The sequence below is a fragment of the Lentzea albidocapillata genome (assembly GCF_000719115.1).
Classification (GTDB): domain Bacteria; phylum Actinomycetota; class Actinomycetes; order Mycobacteriales; family Pseudonocardiaceae; genus Lentzea; species Lentzea albidocapillata.
Window position 1 is genome coordinate 95,236 of record NZ_JOEA01000009.1, and the last position, 22,844, is coordinate 118,079.

At 70.2% G+C, this 22,844-nt stretch carries 23 protein-coding genes; 9 read left to right on the forward strand and 14 right to left on the reverse strand.

Features of this window, described 5'->3' with window-relative positions; all coding sequences use genetic code 11:
- Positions 1-53: 53 nt before the first annotated feature.
- Both IG04_RS0114535 and IG04_RS0114540 read left to right on the forward strand, forming a co-directional pair.
- Positions 54-758: a DUF4333 domain-containing protein gene (locus tag IG04_RS0114535; protein WP_030477161.1), complete on the forward strand. Its 705-nt coding sequence runs from the start codon at positions 54-56 to the stop codon at positions 756-758.
- The gene (locus IG04_RS0114540) at positions 665-2,014 is read left to right on the forward strand and encodes a GNAT family N-acetyltransferase (protein ID WP_169745997.1); all 1,350 of its coding nucleotides are present in this window, start codon (positions 665-667) and stop codon (positions 2,012-2,014) included. The genes IG04_RS0114535 and IG04_RS0114540 overlap by 94 nt, the downstream gene beginning before the upstream one ends.
- On the opposite strand, the gene IG04_RS0114545 is transcribed toward IG04_RS0114540, so the two are convergent.
- A complete protein-coding gene (locus IG04_RS0114545; RefSeq protein WP_030477163.1) occupies positions 2,011-2,955 on the reverse strand; it encodes a 5'-3' exonuclease in 945 nt (314 codons plus the stop codon). The genes IG04_RS0114540 and IG04_RS0114545 overlap by 4 nt on opposite strands.
- Positions 2,956-2,983: 28 nt before the next feature.
- Between IG04_RS0114545 and IG04_RS0114550 the strand changes: the two genes are divergently transcribed.
- Positions 2,984-4,105, forward strand: a complete 1,122-nt coding sequence (locus tag IG04_RS0114550) for a M24 family metallopeptidase (protein ID WP_030477164.1) — start codon at positions 2,984-2,986, stop codon at positions 4,103-4,105.
- Positions 4,102-4,548: an Lrp/AsnC family transcriptional regulator gene (locus tag IG04_RS0114555; protein WP_030477165.1), complete on the forward strand. Its 447-nt coding sequence runs from the start codon at positions 4,102-4,104 to the stop codon at positions 4,546-4,548. The genes IG04_RS0114550 and IG04_RS0114555 overlap by 4 nt, the downstream gene beginning before the upstream one ends.
- 87 nt (positions 4,549-4,635) lie before the next feature.
- Here IG04_RS0114555 and IG04_RS0114560 read toward each other — a convergent pair whose 3' ends face one another.
- The 10 genes from IG04_RS0114560 to IG04_RS0114605 all read right to left on the reverse strand — a co-directional run bounded on the left by IG04_RS0114560 (position 4,636) and on the right by IG04_RS0114605 (position 14,121).
- Complete coding sequence (locus tag IG04_RS0114560) at positions 4,636-5,232, reverse strand: ABC transporter ATP-binding protein (protein WP_030477166.1); 597 nt, start codon at positions 5,230-5,232, stop codon at positions 4,636-4,638.
- The gene (locus IG04_RS0114565) at positions 5,229-5,804 is read right to left on the reverse strand and encodes an ATP-binding cassette domain-containing protein (protein WP_245816193.1); all 576 of its coding nucleotides are present in this window, start codon (positions 5,802-5,804) and stop codon (positions 5,229-5,231) included. Before IG04_RS0114565 ends, IG04_RS0114560 begins: the two co-directional genes overlap by 4 nt.
- A gap of 20 nt (positions 5,805-5,824) precedes the next feature.
- A complete protein-coding gene (locus tag IG04_RS47160) occupies positions 5,825-8,269 on the reverse strand; it encodes a hypothetical protein (RefSeq protein ID WP_084401270.1) in 2,445 nt (814 codons plus the stop codon).
- A 67-nt stretch (positions 8,270-8,336) separates the two neighbouring features.
- A complete protein-coding gene (locus tag IG04_RS0114575; protein ID WP_051769885.1) occupies positions 8,337-9,203 on the reverse strand; it encodes a hypothetical protein in 867 nt (288 codons plus the stop codon).
- A 17-nt stretch (positions 9,204-9,220) separates the two neighbouring features.
- On the reverse strand, positions 9,221-10,213 hold the full coding sequence (locus IG04_RS0114580) for a proline racemase family protein (protein ID WP_030477170.1): 993 nt from the start codon (positions 10,211-10,213) through the stop codon (positions 9,221-9,223).
- Positions 10,210-11,103: a dihydrodipicolinate synthase family protein gene (locus IG04_RS0114585; RefSeq protein ID WP_030477171.1), complete on the reverse strand. Its 894-nt coding sequence runs from the start codon at positions 11,101-11,103 to the stop codon at positions 10,210-10,212. The genes IG04_RS0114580 and IG04_RS0114585 overlap by 4 nt, the downstream gene beginning before the upstream one ends.
- Complete coding sequence (locus IG04_RS0114590) at positions 11,100-12,293, reverse strand: NAD(P)/FAD-dependent oxidoreductase (protein ID WP_030477172.1); 1,194 nt, start codon at positions 12,291-12,293, stop codon at positions 11,100-11,102. The genes IG04_RS0114585 and IG04_RS0114590 overlap by 4 nt, the downstream gene beginning before the upstream one ends.
- Entirely contained in the window at positions 12,290-12,472 is a 183-nt protein-coding gene (locus IG04_RS48800; protein ID WP_051769887.1) for a 2Fe-2S iron-sulfur cluster-binding protein, read from the reverse strand. Before IG04_RS48800 ends, IG04_RS0114590 begins: the two co-directional genes overlap by 4 nt.
- Positions 12,469-13,548, reverse strand: coding sequence for an NAD(P)/FAD-dependent oxidoreductase (locus IG04_RS0114600; protein WP_030477174.1), 1,080 nt, complete (start codon positions 13,546-13,548; stop codon positions 12,469-12,471). The genes IG04_RS48800 and IG04_RS0114600 overlap by 4 nt, the downstream gene beginning before the upstream one ends.
- Before the next feature lie 27 nt (positions 13,549-13,575).
- A complete protein-coding gene (locus tag IG04_RS0114605) occupies positions 13,576-14,121 on the reverse strand; it encodes a helix-turn-helix domain-containing protein (protein WP_144065363.1) in 546 nt (181 codons plus the stop codon).
- 30 nt (positions 14,122-14,151) lie between these two features.
- Between IG04_RS0114605 and IG04_RS0114610 the strand changes: the two genes are divergently transcribed.
- Positions 14,152-14,538 (forward strand): hypothetical protein, encoded by a 387-nt coding sequence (locus IG04_RS0114610; RefSeq protein ID WP_030477176.1) that lies wholly within the window; start codon positions 14,152-14,154, stop codon positions 14,536-14,538.
- Positions 14,539-14,550: 12 nt separating this feature from the next.
- Here the strand turns inward: IG04_RS0114610 and IG04_RS0114615 are convergent, their stop codons facing one another.
- The gene (locus IG04_RS0114615) at positions 14,551-15,417 is read right to left on the reverse strand and encodes a DUF4231 domain-containing protein (RefSeq protein WP_030477177.1); all 867 of its coding nucleotides are present in this window, start codon (positions 15,415-15,417) and stop codon (positions 14,551-14,553) included.
- Positions 15,418-15,618: 201 nt separating this feature from the next.
- On the opposite strand from IG04_RS0114615, the gene IG04_RS0114620 reads away from it, so the two are divergent.
- On the forward strand, positions 15,619-18,498 hold the full coding sequence (locus IG04_RS0114620; protein ID WP_030477178.1) for an alpha-L-fucosidase: 2,880 nt from the start codon (positions 15,619-15,621) through the stop codon (positions 18,496-18,498).
- Between the two features lie 69 nt (positions 18,499-18,567).
- Complete coding sequence (locus IG04_RS0114625) at positions 18,568-19,398, forward strand: oxygenase MpaB family protein (protein WP_030477179.1); 831 nt, start codon at positions 18,568-18,570, stop codon at positions 19,396-19,398.
- On the opposite strand, the gene IG04_RS0114630 is transcribed toward IG04_RS0114625, so the two are convergent.
- A complete protein-coding gene (locus IG04_RS0114630; RefSeq protein WP_030477180.1) occupies positions 19,388-20,152 on the reverse strand; it encodes an alpha/beta fold hydrolase in 765 nt (254 codons plus the stop codon). The two genes, IG04_RS0114625 and IG04_RS0114630, sit on opposite strands and share 11 nt — an antisense overlap.
- A gap of 94 nt (positions 20,153-20,246) precedes the next feature.
- Here IG04_RS0114630 and IG04_RS0114635 point away from each other — a divergent pair, with 94 nt between their 5' ends.
- Complete coding sequence (locus tag IG04_RS0114635) at positions 20,247-21,743, forward strand: chitinase (protein ID WP_030477181.1); 1,497 nt, start codon at positions 20,247-20,249, stop codon at positions 21,741-21,743.
- Between the two features lie 34 nt (positions 21,744-21,777).
- On the opposite strand, the gene IG04_RS0114640 is transcribed toward IG04_RS0114635, so the two are convergent.
- Positions 21,778-22,419: a thiaminase II/PqqC family protein gene (locus IG04_RS0114640; RefSeq protein WP_030477182.1), complete on the reverse strand. Its 642-nt coding sequence runs from the start codon at positions 22,417-22,419 to the stop codon at positions 21,778-21,780.
- 69 nt (positions 22,420-22,488) lie between these two features.
- On the opposite strand from IG04_RS0114640, the gene IG04_RS0114645 reads away from it, so the two are divergent.
- Positions 22,489-22,815, forward strand: coding sequence for a DUF6204 family protein (locus tag IG04_RS0114645; RefSeq protein ID WP_030477183.1), 327 nt, complete (start codon positions 22,489-22,491; stop codon positions 22,813-22,815).
- Positions 22,816-22,844: the final 29 nt, after the last annotated feature.

The window sequence follows — 22,844 nt, forward strand, 5'->3', positions numbered from 1 at the left end:
GTCAACGGTGTGATTGGATTTCGCCGCAACGTCGTACATACGGAGGTCGACTGATGAGCAGCCCGTACGGACCGTCCGGAGGGAACGATCCGCAGCAGCCCTGGGGCCAGCCGCAACAGCCGCAGCAGCCCTATGGAGGCGGTTTCCCTCCCGGCACGCCGTCTGGCGGCTTCCCGGCGCAGAACCCGGGACAGAACCCGTACGGCCAGCCGCAGCCCCAGCCGGGCCAGCAGCAGCCGTATCCGGGTTTCGACCCGTCGCAGCAGCAGACGCAGCAGTACGGCGTGCCAGGTCAGCAGCCGCAGTCGAACCCGTACGGCACTCCCGCCCAGGACCCGTACGGCCAGCAGCCGCAGCAGTACGGCATGCCTGGCCAGCAGCAGCCCAACCCGTACGGCCAGCAGCCGGGTTACGGCCCGCCGATGCCGCCGAAGAAGAAGTCCAGCGCCGCGATCTGGGTGGCCGCGGTCGTCGTCGTCCTGCTCGTGGGCGGCGTGCTGTTCACCGGCTTCGTGTCGCCGGCCTTCTTCAAGAAGAAGATCTTCAACAACACCGAGGTCCAGAAGGGCGTCGTCCAGATCCTGAAGGACGAGTACAAGATCTCGGACGTCGGCGCGGCGACGTGCACCGGTGAGAACGAGGTCAAGCCCAACACCTCGTTCGAGTGCAAGGTGCAGGTCGGCGGCAAGGACAAGAAGGTCAAGATCGTCGTCAAGACCGAGGACGGCGAGTACGAGGTCGGCCAGCCCACCGGCTGAGTAGTGGCGCGACCCGGAACGTCGGCGAGGTAATCCACGCTCAGCAGGGCACCTCGCGGCGCCGCCCCCACGCCCCCGTACAACCAGTACGAGAACGTGGCGTTCTCACCGACGAATCGCAGTACCGAGCCCACAGCACGCTCTTCCGCCGCGCGATGCACTGGGGCCTGCCCACCGACGAGCAATGGTCTGTCGTTCTGCCGTCCTACGAGCCCGGCCGGGTGCTCGCCGCGTTCGAGGGCGACGAGATGGTCGGCACGACCCAGTCGTTCGGCGGCACGATGGTGGTGCCCGGCGGTGCTGTCGTACCGCACGCGGCCGTGTCACGCGTGGGTGTGCGTCCGGACTACACGCGCCGTGGCGTGCTGAGCGCCCTGATGCGCGAGCAACTCTCGACGCTCGCGGAACCCGTCGCGACGCTCCGAGCGTCCGAGGGGCGCATCTACGGCCGTTTCGGCTACGGCATGGCCGGCCGCGTGCGGTTCCTGCGGATCGACGCGCGCAAGGCCGTGATCCCGGGCTCGCCGACCGGACAGGTGCGGATGGTCGACCCCGACACCTCGGACAAGCTGCTGCCGGAGCTGCACGCCGAGTTCGGGCAGGACCGGCCGGGACAGATCTCCCGCTGGCCGGGCTGGTGGGCCAGGGCGCTCGACCGCAAGACCGAGGCGGAGAACCGCGTCATGATCGTCCACAGTGGATCGGACGGCGACGACGGCTATGTCTGCTACAAGGTGTCCGAGGACAAGGACTTCAAGCACTACATGGAGGTCCAGGACTTCGCGTGGGCCAACGCCCACGCGTGGCGCGACCTCTGGATCTACCTGACACGGCTGGACCTGATCGACGAGATCAACGTCGACGCCGCACTCGACGACCCGCTCCACTGGCTCTTCGAGGACCCGCGCGTCGTGTCCACGAAGGACGTCTACGACCAGATCTGGCTGCGGCTCGTGGACGTGCCGCGCATGCTCGCCGCCCGCACCTACGGCAGCGCCGACCCTGTCGTCATCGAGGTGCGCGACACGCTGCTGCCCGCCAACGACGGCTGCTACCGCGTGTCGCCCGACGGTGCCGAACGTGTCGAGGCGCAGCCCGACATCACGATCCCGGCCGACCTGCTCGGTGCCGTCTACCTCGGTGACACGCGGTTCTCCGACCTCGCGGCCGCCAAGCGGATCGAGGGTTCGCGGTTCGACGAGGCCGACGCGTTGTTCGCCGGCTCCGTCGCCCCGCTCTGCTCGACGTTCTTCTAAGGACGCCGCTCCATCGCGTTCACCAGACGTGGCACCGAGCTGCCGAGACCCCAGCGCTGCGTGAGCTCACGCAGCCGCTCGGGGTCGGCGGGCACGCGCGGCACGTCGTCGGCGCGGTCCAGCACGACCGGGGCGTCCAGCGCGGTCCGGACGACCACGGGCGCCACCGCCAGGTAGTCCTCGGCCGCGATGAGCGCGTTGCGGGCCTTGGTGGTGAGCTTGCGGTCCATCGGGTCCGTCACGGCCTTGAGGACGGCGTCCAGTGAGCCGAACTCGGTGATGAGCTTCGCCGCCGTCTTCTCGCCGATGCCCGCGACGCCCGGCAGGCCGTCGGACGGGTCGCCACGTAGCACGGACATGTCGGCGTACGCCGAGCCCGCGTTCTCGACCGGCAGCGAGTACTTGGCGGCCAGCTCCCCGGGGCCGAGGACCTCTGCCTTGCTCCAGCCGCGGCCGACGTAGACGACGTGCACGGGCGTCGGCTCGAAGCGCACGACCTGGAACATGTCCCGGTCGCCGGTGACGACCTCGACGGGCGACCTCGTCTCGCGGTGGGCGAGTGCGCCGATCACGTCGTCGGCCTCGTGGCCGGCCGCCTCGGCGGTGCAGATGCCGGCGGCGTCGAGCACGTCGAGGATGATCGGGATCTGCGGCGTCAGCGTGTCCGGGACCTCCTCCGAGCCGTCGGTGGCGTCGTCGGCGACCCGGTGCGCCTTGTAGGACGGCAGTGCCTTCACCCGGAACTCGGGGCGCCAGTCGGCGTCGAGGCAGGCGACCAGGCGGGCCGCGCCACGTTCGGTGATGACGCGGGCGATCGTGTCGACGAACCCGCGCACGGCGTTGACGGGCGTGCCGTCGGGCGCGGTCATCGAGTCCGGCAGCGCGTAGTACGCCCGGAAGTAGAGGCTCGCGGAGTCCAGCAGCACCAGGGGAGAGCTCACGGAGGGACAAGCTACTAGGCTTTCGGCCATGGCAACGATCATCGGGCCCATCGACGTGTCCGCGCTTCGTGCGCGGCTCGACCGCGCTTCCGCCGCCGCCGAGCAGGCGGGCGTCGACGCCCTCCTCATCTCGCCCGGCTCGGACCTGCGGTACCTGATCGGTGCCGGTGGCGACTCCTTCGAGCGCCTCACCTGCCTCGCGCTGCCCGTGGGCGGCACGCCGACGCTGGTCGTGCCGAAGCTGGAGCAGCCGGGTTACGCGGCCATCCCGACCGGCGAACTCGGTGTCGAGGTCGTCACGTGGGTCGACGGCGAGGACCCGTACGCGCTGGTCAAGGCCGCGCTCAAGGGCTCGCGGACGGCCGTGGCGGACATGATGCCGGCCCTGCACACCATCAAGCTCGGCCAGGCGATCGGCGGCACGCAGTCGCTGGCCGGCCCGATCATCCGCGAACTGCGCATGCGCAAGGACGCCGCCGAGATCGACGCCCTGCGCAAGGCCGGTGCGGCGATCGACCGCGTGCACGCGCGCATGGGCGAGTTCCTGCGGGTGGGCCGCACCGAACGCGAGGTCGCGCACGACATCGCGCTGGCGATCGTCGAGGAGGGCCACACCGTCGCCGAGTTCGTGATCGTCGGCTCCGGCCCGAACGGCGCGTCCCCGCACCACCGCGACTCCGACCGCGTGGTCCAGGCGGGCGACGTCGTCGTCATCGACATCGGCGGCCCGGTCGCCGAGGGCTACAACTCCGACTCGACCCGCACGTACGTGATGGGCGAGCCCTCCTACGACGACGTCCGGGACACCTACGCCGTCCTGCAGGCCGCGCAGCAGGCCGCCGTGGATGCCGTGAAGCCCGGCGTGACCTGTGAAGAGGTGGACGCCGCCGCCCGCACCGTCATCGCGGACGCGGGCTTCGGCGAGTTCTTCGTCCACCGCACCGGCCACGGCATCGGCCTGGACGTGCACGAGGAGCCCTACATCGTGAGCGGCAACTCGCTGCCGCTCGAAGCAGGCATGGCGTTCAGCGTGGAGCCCGGCATCTACCTGCCCGGCCGCTGGGGCGCTCGCATCGAGGACATCGTGGTCGCCACCCCGGACGGCGTCGAGTCCTTCAACAACCGACCTCACGACCTGGTGGTGCTTTGACCCTCGAGCAGATCGACAGAGCGATACTGAAGGAACTCGCCTCGGACGGCCGGTGCAGCTTCACCGACCTGGCCGAACGCGTGGGCCTGTCCGTCTCGGCCGTGCACCAGCGCGTGAAGCGCCTCGAACAGCGCGGCATCGTGAAGGGCTACGCGGCCCGCCTGGACGGCGCCGAGATCGGCCTGCCGATGTCGGCGTTCATCTCGCTGTTCCCGATCAACCCGGCCGAGCCGGACGACTACCCGAAGCGCCTCGAGCACCTCCAGGAGATCGAGGCCTGCTACTCGGTGGCGGGCGACGCCTCCTACGTCCTGCGCGTCCGCGTCGGCTCGCCGGTCGCGCTGGAGGAGCTGCTGCAGAAGATCCGGGAGTCGGCGAACGTGTCGACCAGGACGACCGTCGTGCTCTCGACGCCGTACGAGGACAGGCCGCCCGCGGTCTGACAGAGGAATGGCAGTGCCGCGACGGGCAAAGGCTGCCGGTCACGGCACTAGCTGCGGCGGGGAAACCCGCCGCAGCACCGGCCGGCGTCAGCGAACCTGGCCGTCGGCGAGCACCAGCACCCGGTCGGCGACGGCGTGCACGGCGTCGTGATGAGTGGCGATCAGCACCGCGGCCCCCTCGTCCGCGACCCGCCGCAGCAGGCCGACCGCGGCCTCGGCACTGGTGGCGTCCAGGTGCGCGGTGGGCTCGTCGGCCAGCAACGCCGAAGGCCCCGTCACCACGGCCCGCGCCAGCGCCGCCCGTTGCTGCTGCCCGAACGAGACCTGCCCCGGATACCGGGCGCCCAGCCCGGCGATCCCCAGCTCCGCCAGCAACTCACGGACACCGGCCACGTCCCGTCCCGCCAGCCGCAACGGCAGGGCGACGTTCTCCTCCAGCGTCAGCTCGGAGGCCAGGCCGAGCGACTGCGGTAGAACGGCACACGCGGACCACGAGGCGAGGCCGGGCAGCACCGATCCGCTGTCCGGGAAGTCGAACCCGCACAACAGGGACAGCAGCGCGGTCTTCCCCGATCCGGACGGCCCGCTCAGGGTCACCAGCTCGCCCGAGGAGACCGCCAGATCCACCCCGCGCAGCACGGACACGCCGCCGAAGGCCCGGTGCACCCCGGCCGCCCGGATCATGACGCGGCCAGTGGAACGCACAGGTCCGCCAGAGCCACCAGCCGCGGGTCGTGCGACGCCACCACGGCCGGCACCGGCAGCGAACCGAGCGTCTCCAGCACGAGATCGGCCGACCGCGCGTCGAGCTGCGAGGTCGGTTCGTCGGCCACCACGACGGAAGCGCCGCGGGCGAGCGCGCAGGCGAACGCCAGACGTTGTTGCTGGCCACCGGAAAGAGCGCCGATCCGCCAGGTCGCGGACCCGCCCAGCCCGAGCCGGTCCAGCAGGGAGAGGTCCGTGGCACCGGCCGCGCGCAGGTTCTCGCCCACGGTCAGGTGCGAGATCAGGTTGTCGGCCGGGTTCTGGAAGACGACCGCGATCTCCTTGCGCCGCAACACACGCAGCTCCGACCACGACAACGACGAGGTCGGCACGTCGTGGACGTAAACCTCACCCAGCGAAGGGCGTTCGACCAGCGAGAGGACGCGCAGCAGGCTCGACTTGCCCGAGCCGGACGGACCGGACAGGACGGTGAGGCCGGGCGCGATCGACAGCGACACGTCCGCGACGGCGTGCACGGAACCGTAGGACACCCCTACGCCACAAGCACGGATCACCTGAGCAGTTCTCCCATCCGCGCGGTTCGCACACCGCGCAACGCAAGCCAGGCCGCCACGACGACCACCAGGGCGCCGCACGTCACCATCGAACCCAGCAACGGCAGCAGGTCCGGCAGCATCGGCGCGGGGTTGAGCCAGGGCGCGGGGTCCAGGCGCGGTACGGCCGCCCCGGCGCTCACGAACGAAGCCACCACGCCGATCCCCATGGCCAGCAACGCCAGCGCGCCCACTTCCATGAGATGGCTCGACCACAGCACCGACGGGCGCATGCCCATGCGGGTCGACAGGGCGCCGGAGACGGCGTTCTGGCGGCGGCGGACCTCGATGGCCAGCAGCAGCGCCACGGCGGCCACCACGGCCAGGACGACGCCGATCGCCGCCACGAAGCCGAAGGTCCACTCGACGGTCAGGAACGGCAGGCCGTCGAGCACACGGGCGCGGTCGGCGACGTTCGTGTAGTGGATGCCGTCGGCCTGCAGCGCGGAAGTCAAGGCGGCCAACGGAAGTGTCGACCACAGGTGCCACGAGCCGACCTGCTCGGCGGCGGGCACCGAGTCACGGGCGACGACGTACCCGCGGGTGCCGAGCTTCGGGAACGACGGCAGCGCCGCCACGGGTTTGAGCAGCGGCAGGCCGGCGATCTGGATCTCCTGGTTCGCCGAGCGGCCGATGCGCAGGGCGGGCGCGACCTCGCCGGTGCGCTTCAGGCCCGAGAGCAGCGAGCGCACCTCGGTCGCGTCGTTCAGCACGGCGGCGTCGGTGAACGTCGCGGGGTCCACGACGAGCGCGCCCGTGCTCACGCCGACGAGAGTCGTGTTGCCCCGCAACGAAGAGGGCAGCGTGACCCGGCCGAGCGCGATGTCCTGCGACACCTGGACGGTGCTGTTGGCGCCGACGAACACACCGGACTTCGAGTCCAGCGCCGACTGCTGCGCCCCCGCCACCGCGCTGCCGACGGCGATGGTGCCGACCGCCAGCACGCCCACGAGCAGCACACCGGTCACCGGTCCGACGGCCGCGGCCAGGCGGCGCAACGCGAGCTGCGCGGCCGGAACCTGCCACCACTGCACGTGATGCGACCACTCCAGCGACCAGCGCAGCAGCCGGGTCGCGAACAACGCCGCCGCCAGCACCACGAGCAGCGGGAACGCCAGCGCGGCCACGTCGACGCGGGGCAGTGAACCGGGCTTCAACGACGTGCCCAGTCCGTTGTGGGACAGGCGGACCCACGCGAGTACGGCCAGCCCGGCGACGACCAGTTCCCACGGCACCAGCCCGAGCCGCCGCGAACGGGCCTGCTGCTGGAACGTCCGATGCGCGCGCCAGGACGCCACCAGCACCGTCACCGCGAGGCTCAGCACCACCACGGCCAGCACGAACCCCAGCGCCACCCAGAGCGTCCCGGGAGCCAGTACCACACCCGGCGCGTACAGCGGCAGCAGCAGCCGGGCGGCCACCAGCCCGAGCACACCGCCCAGGACCAGCGGCAGCCCCAGTTCCAGCACACCGCGGAAGCCCAGCGCCAACGGACTCGCCCCGCGCACCCACAGCAACCGCAGCTCGGAATGGCGCCGCTGGGCCCACTGCACCGTCACGGTGCCCACGCCCGCGAGCCCGACGAGCACGCTGATGATCACCAACGGCAGCAGCGAGGAGGAGACGTTGCGTTCCGAGGTCCGTGCCGCCACGACGGCACCGGACAGCAGGTCGGTCCGCGTCAGCGGCAGCCCGAGCGCCGCCAGCCGCGCGTTGCCGTTGTCCCGCAACGCCTCCGCCTCGGCGAGCGTGGACGGCGCCTCGGCCGGGAAGCGCAACGACACCGTGGCGTTCGACTCGAACTCCGGCGGCAGCGCGGAGAGGTCCGCGGCGGAAGCCACCCAGATCACCGACGTGCTGGCGCCGTCGCCGGCCAGCGGGTTCGGCACCACGGTCTTCGCCTCGGAGCACCACCAGCCGTCCACGGGCTGCGCGAGGTCGGCGTAGATCGCGCTCACCACCAGCGAGGACCCGGTCAGCCGGTCGCCGATCTTCACCTGCGCGGCCGTCGCGATCGTCTGCGGCACCCACAGCCCGGTGCCACCGCCCTGCACCACGGTCAGGTGCGACAACGCGTCCGGCCGATATCCGAACCGGCCGTAGGTCGCGATGCCGTTGAAGTCGGGCCGGCCGATCCGCGAGTAGGCCCCGCCCAGGTCACTGCGCGCCGCCAGGGAGACGGCCGTGGACAGCGGGAGCCCGTCCCCGTCCAGCGACGGGTGCACGGAATGCGGGCACATCCGGCTCTGCTGGTAGGCGAGAGCGGCACTGCCCGCGGCGGAGGAGTGCAGGGCGGCCGCGGCCACCACGAAGCCCAGCAGCAACGTCGTCGCGATGCTCACGAGCAACGTGAGCGGACTCGACAGCGCCGCTCTGGGCGCGGCTCTCCACGGCAACTGCACCTGCGCACGCTAACCGCCGTTCCCCGATTTGGGGAGCCTTCTGGAGGTAACGGAACGACGGCCAGGCCTAAGCCCAGCTCCAGCGGATACCCACCCAGTTCACCGACACGTCGGTCTCGAAGTGGTGCACGGAGTTCGTGTGGTCCGGCACCAGGTCGATGGTCCGGTGCGGTTCCTGCTCCTCCCAGTCCTGCAGGTACACGTGCGGGTCGACGGGCAGCGCCGCCGGGTCGAAGTGCACCTCGATCAGGCTCTGCGCGAGGAAACAGCGCACGCCGTGCGCGTACTCGATGCTGTCGATCCGCGTGGCGTCGTGCGCGACGAACTCGAAGACCCAGGTCTCGCCTTCCCGTAACGGCTTGTCGAAGAGCAGCTCGTGCACGACCACGCGCTCGGCCTCGTGACGCGTGGACCGGCCGAGACGGCAGTTGCGGACAGGCTCCTGCCGCAGCTGCGCGGTCTCCACCGAGTCGTCGCAGAAGTAGTGCGCGTAGAACCTGTCGACGCCGTCATTGCGCGCGCGGACGACCATCTGCGTGTGGACGCGGGACGCGTGCCGTTCCGCGTCCACGAACACCCTGTCGTGCCGGGAGAGGATCTCCAGGTCGTTGGCGTTGAAGCCGGGGATCATGCCGGGCACGACGTCGGGCCAGCCGCTCGGGCCGGTGTGCTCCAGCAGGGCCAGCAGCGAACGCGGCGGCACCTCCAGCAGCTCCTCCAGCACCGCCACGGCCCTGAGCGACTTCGGGGAGACCGGCCGCACCCGGCCCTGCTGCCAGTCGCTCAGCGTCGACAGCGCGACCGCCACGTCCTGCTGCCCCAGGCGCAGCCGGAGCCGTTCCAGCGTCAGGCCACGCCGGCGGATGGCCGCGCGCAGCGCCGAGTGGAACGGTCCGATGCGCAGCAGCGCTTCCAGACTGGGCGTCGTTGTCACGGACTTGACTCTAGTGACTAGAGCGTGAATCCCTCGGGGAACGGGTCGGTCTCGTCCAGGAGGTACTGGCCCATGCCGGTGATCCACGCCCGTCCGGCCACCGTGGGCACGACGGCCGTGCGGTCGCCGAGCGGCACCTCCTCCAGCAGCCGGCCGACGAACCTCGTGCCGATGAACGACTCGTTCACGAAGTCCTCGCCGATGCCGAGCTCACCGCGGGCGTGCAGCTGGGCCATCCGGGCGCAGGTGCCTGTGCCGCAGGGGGATCGGTCGAACCAGCCGGGGTGGATCGCCATCGCGTTGCGCGAGTGGGCGCCGTCCTGGCCGGGCGCGACGAACTGGACGTGCTTGCACCCGCCGATCGCCGCGTCCACGGGGTGCACCGGCCGGTTCACCGCGTTGATCTCGTCCATGATGGACAGACCGGCGGCCAGGATCCGGTCCTTCTCCGCACGGTCGAACGGGATGCCCAGGTCCGGGAGCGGCACGATCGCGTAGAAGTTGCCGCCGTACGCCATGTCGTACCGGACCTCACCGAGTCCCGGCACGGTCACCACGGCGTCCAGTTCGTGCGCGTAGGACGGGACGTTGCGGATCGTCACGAGCTTCGTGCGGGTGTCGTAGTCGGCGAGCACCAGCCCGGCCGGGGTGTCCAGGCGCACGGTCGTGACAGGTGCTGTCATCTCGACCATGCCGGTCTCGACCAGCACCGTGGCGACGCCGATCGTGCCGTGCCCGCACATCGGCAGCAGGCCGGAGACCTCGATGAACAGCACGCCCCAGTCCGCGTCCTGGCGGGTCGGCGGCTGCAGGATCGCGCCGCTCATCGCCGCGTGGCCGCGCGGCTCGTTGACCAGCAGCCTGCGGATGTGGTCGTGGTTCTTGATGAAGTTGCGCCGCTTCTCGGCCATGGTCTCGCCGGGGATCACGCCGACCCCGCCCGTGATCACCCGCGTCGGCATGCCCTCGGTGTGCGAGTCGACGGCGCTGAAGTACTTGGCGAACCTCATGACGTCGCCAGCTTCATGTCCGCGTCGACCTGGGCGAGCTGCTCGGGGCTCAGCGGGCCACGCGGCGGACGGCACGGACCGCCGTAGCGGCCGACGTAGTCCATCGAGCGCTTGATGGCCTGTACGAACTCGATGCGCGAGTCCCAGCGGAACGCCGGCACGAGCTTCTCGTACAACGCCCGCGCCTCGTCGAGCCTGCCCTCCAGCGCCAGGTCGAACAGCTGCTTGCTCTCGGCCGGGAACACGTTGGGGTAGCCCGCGAACCAGCCCGTCGCGCCCATCAGCAGGCTCTCCAGCACGACGTCGTCCGCGCCCGCCACGACGGTGAGGTGCGGGGCGGCCGCGCGGATCTCCAGCACGCGCCGGACGTCACCGGAGAACTCCTTGACCGCCACGACGTTCTCGATCTGGCCGATCTCGGCGAGCAGGTCCGGCGTCAGGTCGACCTTGGTGTCGATCGGGTTGTTGTAGACCATGATCGGCAGCCCGGCCTTCGCGACCTCGCGGAAGTGGTGCACGACCTCGCCGCGGTTGGCCCGGTACATCGTCGGCGGCAGGCACAGCACGCCGTCCGCGCCGTCCTCGGCCGCGAGCTCGGCCCAGTGCCGGGCCTGGTGCGCGCCCACGCCGTGCACGCCGATGACCGCGATGCCCCGCCCCTTGACCGCCGCGATGGCGGTCTGCGCGACCTCACGGCGTTCCGCGTCGGTCAGCGACGAGTACTCGCCCAGCGACCCGTTCGGGCCGACACCGCGGCAGCCGCTGTCGACGACCCACCGGCAGTGCTCGGCGAACCTGTCGAGGTCGGGGCGCAGTCCCGCCGGGGCGCTCGGGTCCTCGGCGTAGGGGAGTGCGGTGGCGACGATGACGCCGTCGAGGCGTTCGGTCATGACTTGTTCTCCTCCGGAAGTGCGGCGAGTTCGCCGAGGGGGATCGGGACCGCGATCACGCGGCGCTGGCCGTCGAACGGCACGCCGGTCAGTTCGGCGGCGTTGCGGGCGCAGATGCGGCCCTGACAGCGGCCCATCGCGACCCGGCTGGAGAGCTTGAGCTCGCGCATGCCGGTCGCGTCGGTCAGGTCTTCGAGACGGACCTTCTCGCAGCGGCACACGGTGGTGTCCGGGGCCGGCCACGTCTGCCAGCCCGGCTGCACGGCATGCGCTCTGGCCAGGGCCTGGGCGAACAGGCGGCCTTTGCGCACGGCTTCCACGGCCTTCGCGGGCGGGTTCAGTCCTGCCGCGGCGGCTCCGGCGACGACTCCCTCGGCCTCGGCGAGGTCGGCGCCGCCGATGCCGGTGACCTCGCCGGCCGCGTAGACGTTCTCGACCGACGTCCGCTGGCGTTCGTCGACGTCGTAGAAGTCGTTGGTGCGCCGGGCGTCCGGCAGGAGATCGGTGCGGGGCAGGAAGCCGTAGCCGACGCAGACGAGATCGGCGTGCACGGTGCGGTGGCTGACCGGGCGCCACCGGCTGTCGAGCTTCGCGACCGTCACGCGGTCACCGTGCTTGGCGATGACTGCGGTGCGGGTTTCCAGGCGTGGCAGCACTTTCCGGTAGCCGGCGAGCTCGCCGATCTTGTGCCGGTTCGCGGTGATCGCCTTGGCCTCGCGGAGCCATCTGGCGGGGGACGACGCTTCGTAGACGCCTACGAGGGTGGCGCCGAGGTCCTGCAGCGCGGTGGCGACGGGCAGCAGGAACGGGCCGGTGCCCGTGACGATCACGCGTTCTGCCAGCGTGACGCCCTGCTTCGCGAGCGCCTGGGCGGCGCCTGCGGTGATCACGCCGGGGCCGTCCCAGCCGGGGAAGGGGAGGGGGCGGTCGTAGGCGCCGGTGGCGATGATCAGCGCGTCGAACCGCAGTTGTTCCGGTCCGCGCAGGTGGAGCGTGTTCCCCTCCACCAGCCAGGCCTCGGTGTTCTTGAGGTGTGTGACCCCGGAGTGGCCGAACCTGGCGCTGCCGCGCAAATACTGGCCACCGGCCTCCGGTTCCGAGTCGACCATGGTGACCTCGGCGCCCGCGTCGGCGGCCGTCCGGGCGGCGGCCATTCCAGCGGGGCCCGCCCCCACCACCACGATCCTCATGACGTCGTCCTGATCACGTCGCCGTCGCGCAGCGGGTGGCGGCACGCGCGCACCTCGGGCACGCCGTTGATCTCCGCGACACAGCCGAAGCACACGCCGATGCCGCAGAAGTACCTGCCGGGCAACAACTCCGCGACGTGCGCGACCTCGCGCGGCAGGCCGTTGAACGTCACGTTCACGCCATCACCTCCGGCCGGTCCACGCGGAACGGGTGGGGATCCACCAGGGGGTCCTCGCCGGTGAGCAGCTGGGCGAGCAGACGTCCGGTCGCCGGGGCGAGGCCGACGCCCGCGCCCTCGTGGCCGGTGGCGTGCCACAGGCCGGGCGTGCGGGGATCCTCGCCGATGATCGGCAGGTGGTCCGGCGCGTACGGGCGGAAACCGCCGTACGCGCGCATGACCGGGACGTTCGTCAGCATCGGGAACATCGCGATCGCCTTGCGCGCCAGTGCTTTCAGTACTTTGCTCTCGATCGTGTCGTCGAAGCCCTTGCGTTGACGGCTCGACCCGATCAGCACGGTGCCGGCCTGCGTCGACTCGACCACACCGGACGTCTGGAGGTCCGCGTCGCCGCTCGCGACCGCGCCGACGTAGTCCGCGTCGTAGACCTTGTGCCGGATCGTGCCGGGAATCGGCGTGGTCACGAGCACCACGCCACGCCGGGGCAGCACGTTGACGCCGAAGTTCCGCGCCCACGGGCCGGTGGCGTTGACGACCGCGCCGCAGCTGATCACGCCCTCCGGCGTCGTCACGCTGCGTCCGTCCGTCGCGGACACCTCGGTGCGCCTGACCTCGATGCCGCGCAGCAGGGTCCGGGTCGCTTTGACCGGGTTGAGCTGCGCGTCCTGCAGGTAATGCACGGCGGCGGTGATCTCCGGGTTGAGGTGCGGCTCGCGCGCCAGGGCGTCCGCCGCGGTGATCTCGCAGGCGTCGACGCCCGCCGTGCGCTGGGCTGCGGCGAAGGCCTGGAGCGGGACGACGGCCCCGGAGGTCGTGGCGACGACCAGTCCGCCCTTCTCCTCCCACTCGGCGTCCTGCGCGAGTTCCGGCCACAGGTCGCGACTCGCCAGGGCGAGGCCGAGTTCCGGGCCGGGCTCCTTGTCGCTGACCAGCACGTTGCCCTCGCCGGCCGCGCTGGTGCCCGACGCCGGTCCGTGACGGTCGACGACGAGCACACCGAGTCCGCGCGCCCTCAGGGCCTGGGCGCACGCGGCCCCGATGATGCCCGCGCCCATGACCACGACGTCCGGCTGCATCGCCACCTCCGTTCAATAGAATGAACGTTAGTGCTTCGGATACTCCAGCACCAGTACCGAGCTGACCTCATCGCCGACGGTCTCGTACGAGTGCGGCATCGAGCCGGGGAAGCACACGTAGTCGCCCGGCCCCAGCTCGTACGGCGCGTCCGCCGGTCCCACGCGCAGCCGCCCGCTCGTGACCAGCACGTGCTCCTTGCCGGGATGACCTTCGCTGGTCTGCGTGGCGCCGGGCCGGACCCGCTGGTCGTAGATCTCCAGCACGGTGTCCCCGATGTCCATCCGCCGCATCAGCCGCAGGTCGACCGCGTTGCTGCTGAGCACCTCGACGTCACGGGCGCGCACCAGCACGACTTCCGGCGACGTCCGCTCGGTCACGAGCTCCGACACCGGCACGTCCAAAGCGTTCGACAAACTGAACACTGTTTCGATCGTCGGGTTGCCCGCGCCGCTCTCCAGCTGGGACAGCGTGCCCTTGGCGATGGACGACCGCCGCGCGAGCTCCGACAGCGACAGCCCGCGTTGCTCGCGGAACGCCCTGATGTTGGCGCCAAGCACCTGACCCGCACTCATGGTCGGTGATCGTTGCATAGGCTTGCGCCCATGACTGCGTACACGGAGGCGGAGGGGCAGACCCTCCGCACGGCCGTTTTCGGTGCCATGGTGCTGGTGTCCACCGCGGACCCCGGCTCGGTCGACGAGGAGAGCCAGGCCGGCGTCAGGGCCATCACCCTGCTCTCGGACGACCTGCGCGCCATCATCGCCACCGCCCCGCCCTCGTTGCCGAAGGGCTCGGCGTCCGATGTGGAGTCCGGTGTCCTGGCCGCGCTGCGGGACTCCGTGGCGATCATCAACGCCAACGAACCGCGGGACGTGGCGATCTTCCGTGCCGCCGTGTCGGAGATGTGCCGTTCGGTGGCCGGTGCGGACGGCGAGGTGGCCGCGGCGGAACGCGCGATGGTGACCAAGGTCGTCGAGGCGCTCGGCTGACGGACGCGCCGGTCAGGTCGCGCTGGGCCGCGACGCGAGCCAGGTGGAGTGTTCCTTGCCGATCACGGCCTCGGTCTCGGCGACCGTGGAGGCCCAGTCGCTCTCCACGGCGTGGGGCAGCCGGTGGTAGATCTCCGCGAGCTCGCCGGCCGCCGCCGCGTAGCCGACGCTGAGGTTCTCGTACTGCCGCAGCCCGATCCACGCCGCACCGCCCGCGACGGCCGCGGCCATCACGCCGGACAGGTCGACGTCCCAGACGCCGTTGATGCGCAGGATGGCGAAGACGATCGCGACGAGTTCTCCGGCGATCATCAGCACGCGGAACACGTTCGCGCGGGTCTCGTTCATCGCCGACCTGTCGCGGTACCACTGCAGCTGGGGTCGCACGCGGTCTTCGCGGTAGGTGGTCCTGCGCTCGTCGAACGGCCTGGTCCGCAGCTCGGTCATGACCTGCTCGCCCGTGTCGTTCGCGCTGGTGAGCAGGACCTTCCCGCGGTGGTCCCTGACCGCGTCGGCGACGGCGAGCTCGAAGGCCCTGCGGGGGTCCTGGGCGCCGCCGTGGAACGGGGCGCCCGCCACGGCGTAGCGCCACGCCAGCGACTTCACCCGTTCGGCGACGGTCCGGCCCGCGTTCCACTTCAGCTCCGGGTGCATCACCCACAGCAGCAGCTCGCCGAACAGGGCGATGAGGAACCCGCCCAGCGCCACCCACGCCCAGACGTCGACACCGCCGCCGATCTGCCACTTGAACGCACCGCCGACCGCCGCGACCACCGCGCCGATCAGTCGCACCCGGCTGAACAGCAGCGTGAGCCGCTGCCCGAGCCGGGAGGCCGCCTCCGCGTCGTGGTAGAAGCCGGGCAGGTGCTCGTCGTTCATTCAGGTCCTGCTCTCGCGCGCCGAAGTTGATCGTGGTCAGGCCAGGGTTTGATTACCACGGCGGCGCCCGACCGCGCGGGTGATCGTGAATTGCTCCGATGAGTAGTGGGGTTTGCGCCAAGACGAGGACTTGACCGCGCTTGTTCTGGTTGCAATCATCGGATCTTCTCGCCGCCGCCCCGGACGAGAAGAGCGTGGCGCATGGGATTACGTCGTGTGTGCGCGGCCGTGGTGGCCGTGCTGCTCGCAAGCCTGCTCACCGTGGTGGCCCAGGGGCCCGCGCAGGCGGAGGTGCGGCATCCGCGGCAGGACTGGCTGCGGCAGTCCACCGCCGGGTTGTTCCTGCACTGGGGCATGTTCACCGCCCCGAAGCACCTGAACTGCGCCGAGTGGGAGCGCGACGTCACCGGTGGCGGCTGGACCGCCGACTACTGGATCGACGAGGCGCGCAAGCTCGGCGCCTCCTACGTCGTGCTGGCGACGTTCCACAGCAGGCTGGGCTACGCGCGGCCGTGGCCGTCGAAGATCCCCGGGAGCTGTGCCACCGAACGCGACCTGCTCGGTGAGCTCGTCCGGGCGGGCAAGGCCAAGGACGTCAAGGTCATCCTCTACATGACCGACGACCCGCAGTGGCACAGCGAGCACGGCGTCCAGATGCTCGACTCGGCCGCCTACTCGGCCCACAAGGGCGAGCAGGTCGACCTCACCACGCGCGAGGGCTTCGGCAGGTACAGCTACGACCTCTTCTTCGAGGTGATGAGGAACTACGACGACCTCGCGGGGTTCTGGATCGACAACGACAACGAGTACTGGGAGCGCAACAAGCTCTACGAGCAGGTCCGGCAGCTGCGGCCGACGTGGTTGCTGAGCAACAACAACGAGGACACGCCGATCATGGACACGGTCTCGAACGAGCAGAAGACCGGCATGTTCCCGTCCTACGACTACCCGGCGGCGACGTTCACGCCGATGCCGCGCCTGTCCGAGGCCTGCTACAAGCTGCCCAACACCGGCGACTGGTGGTACGACGGCGGGAACCACGCCGTCGACACGCGCCTGAACACCGGCCGCTACATCACCAACGCGGGCTCGTCGATCAAGTCGCTGATGGCCGAGACACCGATGGTGAACGGCAGGATGCCCGCGCAGCAGGAGACCTACAACAACTTCATGGCCGGCTGGGTGCCGCCGATCCGCGAGTCGATCCACGGAGTCGAGGGCGCCGGCTACCTGTACGGCGGCATGCAGCCGGGGTTCTGGAACGACGGCGCGCACGGCGTGATCACCATCAACCCCAGGACCGGCAAGCAGTACGTGCACGTCGTCACCCGGCCGCGCGCCGACTTCGTTCGCCTGCGGGACAACGGATACCGGGTCACCGGCGTCCGTGATCTGCGGACCGGTGAACAGCTGCGGTTCACGCAGTCGGCCGGGCACCTGACGATCCAGGGCATCACGAAGTGGGACGAGTACGACACGGTGTTCGCCGTGGAAACCCTTGGGCAGCAAGGCTTCTACCCGGACGTGAAGGCGTCGGCGACCTCGTCCGGGAACGGTTTCCCCGCCTCGAACCTCACCGACGGCAGCCACGAGACGTACTGGGACGCCGGCGGCGCCCAGCCCGTGTCGATCTCGCTCGACCTCGGCCGCCGCAGGAAGGCCGCGTTCCTCGCGATCAACCAGCGCGAGTCGTCGCCGACGCACGCCCGCGTGTCGTTCGGCAGGCCGGAGGACTCGAGCCGCATCAAGGACTACCAGGTGACGGGGTCCGACGACGGCCGCACGTGGTGGCACGTCCGCAGCGGCGCACTGCCTTCCGCTCGTGGCACCCAGTTCATCGACATCGGCGCGCAGGAGGGCCGGTTCCTGAAGCTGACCGTGCTCGGCACCTGGGGCGGACCGCAGGCGCCCGTGTACTCCAAACAACTCAAGATCGACGAGATCCGCGTCGGCCACAGCTATCCGCGCGGCTCGCGTGACGGCGCGCTGGAGGCCGAAGACGCGTCACGATCGGGCTCGGCGCGCACTGAGTCCTGCGCGGCCTGCTCCGGCGCGAGGCAGGTGACCGGCCTCGGCGGCGGCGAGCGCAACGCCGTGACCTACCGCGACATTTCCGTTGCCACGGCGGGCACTTACGCCCTGCAGCTCGACGTGACGGCCGCCGAGACGTCCACCGTGTCCGTCTCGGTGAACGGCGCGGCACCGACGTCCGTCGCGGTGCCGAGGGATCGCGCCGACGTGCCGGACGCGGCGTCGATCGCGGTGTCGTTGAACGCGGGCGCCAACACCGTGAAGGTCTTCAGCACCGGCCGGCTCGGCCTGGACCGCGTCTCGGTCGGCGGGCTGCCGCCGTCGAACTACACGCCGAAGACGACCCTGACCGTGCAACCCCATGGCGTGCAATGGGTCGGACCCGGTCAGCAGTCCGTGAAGATCACCGCACGCCTCCGGCTCGACGCCGACGACCAGATCGACGAGGTCTCGCTGGCACCGGCGCTGCCCGCCGGCTGGACCCTGACCGGCGCACCCGCTGTGCGGACGTCGATGCGCCTGGCCGGTCTGCTCGAAGGCACCTGGACCGCGACCTCGCCCGCCGGACAGGACGTGGGCTCGGCGAGCATTCCCGTCGCCGCGTCGTTCCAGTTGCTGGGCAGCGACCGCAAGGTCTCGGGCGCCGTGCCGGTGCGCACCAGGCCTGCCGACCGTGTGTTCGTCCGTGAGGCTGAGGACTCGGCGAACCAGTTCGGCAGCACCGGGTTGACGGGTTGCGGTGCGTGCTCCGGTGCGGAGAAGGTGCGCAACATCGGCGGTAGCGCGGACGCTTCGGTGACCTTTCCTCAGGTGATCGTGCCGGAGACGCGTTCCTACAGGTTGTTCGTCCGGTTCACGGTGAACGGGGCCCGGTCGTACTTCGTGACGGTCAACGGTGGTGCGCCGGTCGAGGTCAAGGTCGACGGCGTCGGCAACAACACCCCTTACGTGGCCGAGATCCCGGTGACGTTGAACGCCGGTGCCAACACCATCAGGTTCGGCAACGACACCGCCGGCGCTCCCGATCTGGACCAGATCGCGCTCGCCTGACTCCACCGCTGAAAGGCACCCTGCCCGCGCGAGGTGCCTTTCTCAGGGACCGGAGCGCATCATGGGGTGATGCTGGAGGCATTGCGGCGGCAGGTGAGCCAAGGACTCTTCGAGAAGGTCGTGGGGCCCGAGCGGGAGAAACACGCGCGCCGCATCCACGACGCGCCCGGCCCGCGGCTGTTCGCGGACGACCGGCCGATCCGGCACGTGCACGCGGATCACGCCATGTTCATCGGCGGGCTGCGGGCGTTGCTGCTGCAGTCGTTGCACCCGCTGGCGATGGCGGCGGTGGCGCAGCACTCCGACTACCTGACCGATCCGTGGGGCCGGTTGCAGCGCACGAGCCTGTTCGTCGGCGTCACCACCTACGGCACCGCCGAGGACGCGCTCAAGGCCGTCGAACGGCTCGGGCGCGTGCATCGGCACATCCACGGCACCGCGCCGGACGGCCGCCTGTACCGCGCCGACGACCCGCACCTGCTGGGGTGGGTGCACGTGGCCGAGGTCGACAGTTTCCTGCGTTGCCACCAGCGTTACGGCGAAAAGCCGCTCGACGACTACGACGGGTACGTCGCCGACATGGCGGTCATCGCCGACGCCATGGGCATTCCCGATCCGCCGCGCACGACCGCCGCGCTCAAGGCGAAGCTCGACTCGTACCGGGCCGAGCTGAAGGGCACGCCCGAGGCCAGGGAGGCGGCGAGGTTCCTGCTGCTCAAGGCGCCGTTGCCGATGCTGGCGCGCGGGCCGTACGCGATCCTGAGCGCCACGGCGGTCGCTACGTTGCCGGTGTGGGCGCGGATTCCGTTGCGGCTGCCCTACCTGCCGATCACGGAGGCCACCGGCGTGCGGGTCGCGGGGCACGCGTTGATGCACGGCCTGCGGTGGGTTACGGGCTGAGGAAGTCCATCACCAGAGGCGACGCTTCGGCGCGGAACTCCTCGAAGTAGCCGTGCCGCGCGCCTTCGATCAGGTGCATGCGAGCGCCTGGGATGCGTGACGTGATCAGGGGAGCGTTGGCCGTCGGGTTGAAGACGTCCTCGGTGCCGTGCACCACCAGGGTCGGCGCGGTGATCGACGGCAGCACTGCCCACGCGTCGTGCTCGGCGCTCGCGAAGAGGTGCCGCTTGCGCGCGTACGGCGGCATCTGTGGGTCGCCGAGTGTGTTGTACGGGCCGCGGTAGGCCGGCGTGTACATCAGTTCTTCCAACGCCCTGCGCGCTTTCATCGGGTCTGCCTGTGCCAGTGATTTGCGCACCTCGGCGCTGCGCTCGATGCCGTGCGCGCCGCCGGGGGAGGTGCAGCCCAGCACCAGCCGGTCGACGCGCTCGCTGTACGAGGCCGCGATCCACTGCGCGATCCGCCCGCCCATCGAGGTGCCGTAGACGTGGGCTTTGCCGATTCCCGCGTCGGCCAGGATCGCGACGCAGTCCGACGCGAACATCCGCGTGCTGTACGGGACGTCGGGCTTGTCGCTGGAACCGGTACCGCGGTGGTCGGTGACGATCGTCGTGAACCGCGCCGAGAAGTCCTCGCGGACCTGTGACCACCAGCGGGACGAGTTCGACTGGCCCGCGATGAGCAGCAGGGGAGGCCCGGAGCCCTCGACCGAGTAGAAGAGGCTGGTTCCGTCTGCGGCACGAGCGTGGGGCACGGCCGGGAGTCTAGGACCTTGACTTCGCGATAGATGGTCTAGTCCAATTCGGGGTGACCCCCTGCCGGCCGCCAACGCGTGAGGGATGGAACCCATGCTGTTGTTCGCTCGAATATCCGCGGTGGCCGCACTGGTGCTCGGCACCGTGATCGTGAGCCTCGCCCCCGCCAGCGCCGCCGGAGTCACGGCGACGTTCGCCAAGAACGGCTGGGCCACCGGCTACACCGCGACGGTGACGATCAAGAACGAGACCAGCGCGGCCATCAGTTCCTGGAAGGTCGAGTTCGACTACCCGGCCTCGACCACCGTCGGTGCCTATTGGGACTCGCTGCTCACCAAGAGCGGCAACCACCACACCTTCGTCAACCGGGAGTACAACGGCTCCGTCGCGCCCGGCGCCAGCGTGACGTTCGGCTTCAACGCCGCCGGCACCGCCGACCCGTCGAACTGCACGATCAACGGTGCTGCGTGCACCGGTGGCACCGGCCCGACGACCAGCTCGACCACGAGCACGACCACGACGACTACAACCACCACAACTACTACGACGACCACGACCGGTCAGCCGCCCACGGGGCAGTTGCCGCGCAAGGTGCTCGTCGGTTACCTGCACGCGAGCTTCGCCAACGGCTCCGGCTACATCCGCATGGCCGACGTGCCGGACGAGTGGGACGTCATCAACCTCTCGTTCGCCGAACCCACCAGCGCGACGAGCGGTGACCTGCGGTTCAGCCAGTGCCCGGTGGCGGAGTGCCCGAACGTCGAGTCCGAGGCCGAGTTCATCGCCGGCATCCGTGCCCAGCAGCAGAAGGGCAAGAAGGTCAACATCTCCATCGGCGGCCAGAACGGCCAGGTCCGGCTGGAGACCACGGCGGCGCGCGACGCGTTCGTGCGCTCGGTCGGCGCCATCATCGACAAGTACGGCCTGAACGGGCTCGACGTCGACTTCGAGGGCCACTCGCTGTCGCTGAACCCCGGCGACCTCGACTTCAGGAACCCGACCACGCCCGTGGTCGTGAACCTGATCTCGGCACTGCGGACGTTGAAGGCCCGCTACGGAGCCAACTTCGTGCTCACGATGGCGCCGGAGACGTTCTTCGTGCAGGTCGGCTACCAGTTCTACGGCGGCACGGGCACCGGTGACGCGCGCACGGGCGCGTACCTGCCGGTGATCGAGGCCATGCGCAACGACCTGACGTTGCTGCACGTCCAGGACTACAACTCCGGACCCGTGATGGGGCTGGACAACCAGTACCACAACATGGGTGGTGCGGACTTCCACGTGGCGATGACCGACATGGTGCTCGCCGGGTTCCCGGTGCGTGGTGACACGTCGAAGTTCTTCGCGCCGTTGCGCCAGGAACAGGTCGCGATCGGCCTGCCCGCCGCGATGTACGCGGGCAACGGGTTCACGTCCGTCGCGGACGTCCACACCGCGTTGGACTGCCTCACCAAGGGAACGCGGTGCGGCAGCTACAAGCCGAAGGGCGTGTACCCGAACCTGCGCGGCCTCATGACGTGGTCGATCAACTGGGACAAGTACAACAACTACGAGTTCTCCAAGGCCCACCGGGCCTATCTGCCCCGATGACGGTGCGGGGGCGGCACCGCCGCCCCCGTCCGCGTCAGGCCAGCGTGGACCAGAACTGCAGTTCGTACGCCTGCAGCAGGCGGCCGTAGCGCCACGCGTGCTTCGGCTGCCAGCCCGCGTCGAGGGAGGCCTGGATCGCGGCGACCGCACGCTCCTCCAGTTGCGGCGCGGGCGTGGCGAAGAAGTCGACGAACGCGCACGCCTCGTCGCTGAACCCGTAGTGCTCGCGCAGCCCCTTCGCCATCCGCGCGCAGTACCCGCCCCACGCGGTGAAGTTCGCCAGGATCGCGAGGATCACGTCCGTCGGCTCGCCGTTGAGCGCCATCCACGCCTGGTAGGCGGGGTAGGCCTGGCAGCCGGGGTACGGTTCGTAGTTCTGGAAGTCCTTGGCGGACATGCCCGCCGCCTCGGCCAGCGGCGGCAACATCGGCAGCACCAGCTCCTCACCGCCCGCGAGCAGCGTGAAGAACGCCCGCGCGTTCGGTTCGCTCGCCTTGGAGGCCAGCGCCAGGAATGTTCGCCAGTCCGACGACACGATGTGGTTCTCTTCAGCGGCGAACGTCTGGATCACGCCGCGCGGAGCCTGCCCGGTCTCGATCAGTTTCACCACGAGGTTGTCGTGGTCACCGGGGTGCAGCTCCGTCCGGATGCGCGCGACCAGCTCTTTTGCGTTCATGGTCCAGATTCTTCCGCACGGGGGAAATCGTTCGCCAGACCGGCGGCGGATCAGGGACCATCTTCGCTCGTGGCTGAACACACCTACCGCGTACTCGTCCGCGGCCGCTTCACCGACCTGACGCCCGACCAGCGCGCGTCGCTGCTGGGCCGCCTCGAGGGCTTCGACTTCCTGCGCGACGCCGGCTTCAGCGAAGAAGGCGCGCTGACCTACGACGAGAAGCTCGACTTCTTCAGCTACCGCGTGATCTTGAGTGCTGCCGAGAAGGCGGACGAGGCGGGACTGCGGCGCGCCTCGACCGCACTCGACGCGCTCGGCGTCGACTTCAAGGGGCTGAAGGCCAAGGTCACCGACATGGACGAGATGAAGGTCAACCGGCCGAAGCGGCTGGGCTGATCCGAAGCCCCGCGCTCCGGGGAGTGCGG

Bases quoted from the DNA above. Each gene is read 5' to 3' on its own strand.
- IG04_RS0114615 (WP_030477177.1), bottom strand. From the start codon at position 15,417: ATGAACGACGAGCACCTGCCCGGCTTCTACCACGACGCGGAGGCGGCC.
- IG04_RS0114590 (WP_030477172.1), bottom strand. From the start codon at position 12,293: ATGAGGATCGTGGTGGTGGGGGCGGGCCCCGCTGGAATGGCCGCCGCC.
- IG04_RS0114620 (WP_030477178.1), top strand. From the start codon at position 15,619: ATGGGATTACGTCGTGTGTGCGCGGCCGTGGTGGCCGTGCTGCTCGCA.
- IG04_RS0114625 (WP_030477179.1), top strand. From the start codon at position 18,568: ATGCTGGAGGCATTGCGGCGGCAGGTGAGCCAAGGACTCTTCGAGAAG.
- IG04_RS0114640 (WP_030477182.1), bottom strand. From the start codon at position 22,419: ATGAACGCAAAAGAGCTGGTCGCGCGCATCCGGACGGAGCTGCACCCC.
- IG04_RS0114585 (WP_030477171.1), bottom strand. From the start codon at position 11,103: ATGACCGAACGCCTCGACGGCGTCATCGTCGCCACCGCACTCCCCTAC.
- IG04_RS0114535 (WP_030477161.1), top strand. From the start codon at position 54: ATGAGCAGCCCGTACGGACCGTCCGGAGGGAACGATCCGCAGCAGCCC.
- IG04_RS0114610 (WP_030477176.1), top strand. From the start codon at position 14,152: ATGACTGCGTACACGGAGGCGGAGGGGCAGACCCTCCGCACGGCCGTT.
- IG04_RS0114580 (WP_030477170.1), bottom strand. From the start codon at position 10,213: ATGAGGTTCGCCAAGTACTTCAGCGCCGTCGACTCGCACACCGAGGGC.
- IG04_RS0114605 (WP_144065363.1), bottom strand. From the start codon at position 14,121: ATGAGTGCGGGTCAGGTGCTTGGCGCCAACATCAGGGCGTTCCGCGAG.
- IG04_RS0114550 (WP_030477164.1), top strand. From the start codon at position 2,984: ATGGCAACGATCATCGGGCCCATCGACGTGTCCGCGCTTCGTGCGCGG.
- IG04_RS0114600 (WP_030477174.1), bottom strand. From the start codon at position 13,548: ATGCAGCCGGACGTCGTGGTCATGGGCGCGGGCATCATCGGGGCCGCG.
- IG04_RS0114560 (WP_030477166.1), bottom strand. From the start codon at position 5,232: ATGATCCGGGCGGCCGGGGTGCACCGGGCCTTCGGCGGCGTGTCCGTG.
- IG04_RS0114635 (WP_030477181.1), top strand. From the start codon at position 20,247: ATGCTGTTGTTCGCTCGAATATCCGCGGTGGCCGCACTGGTGCTCGGC.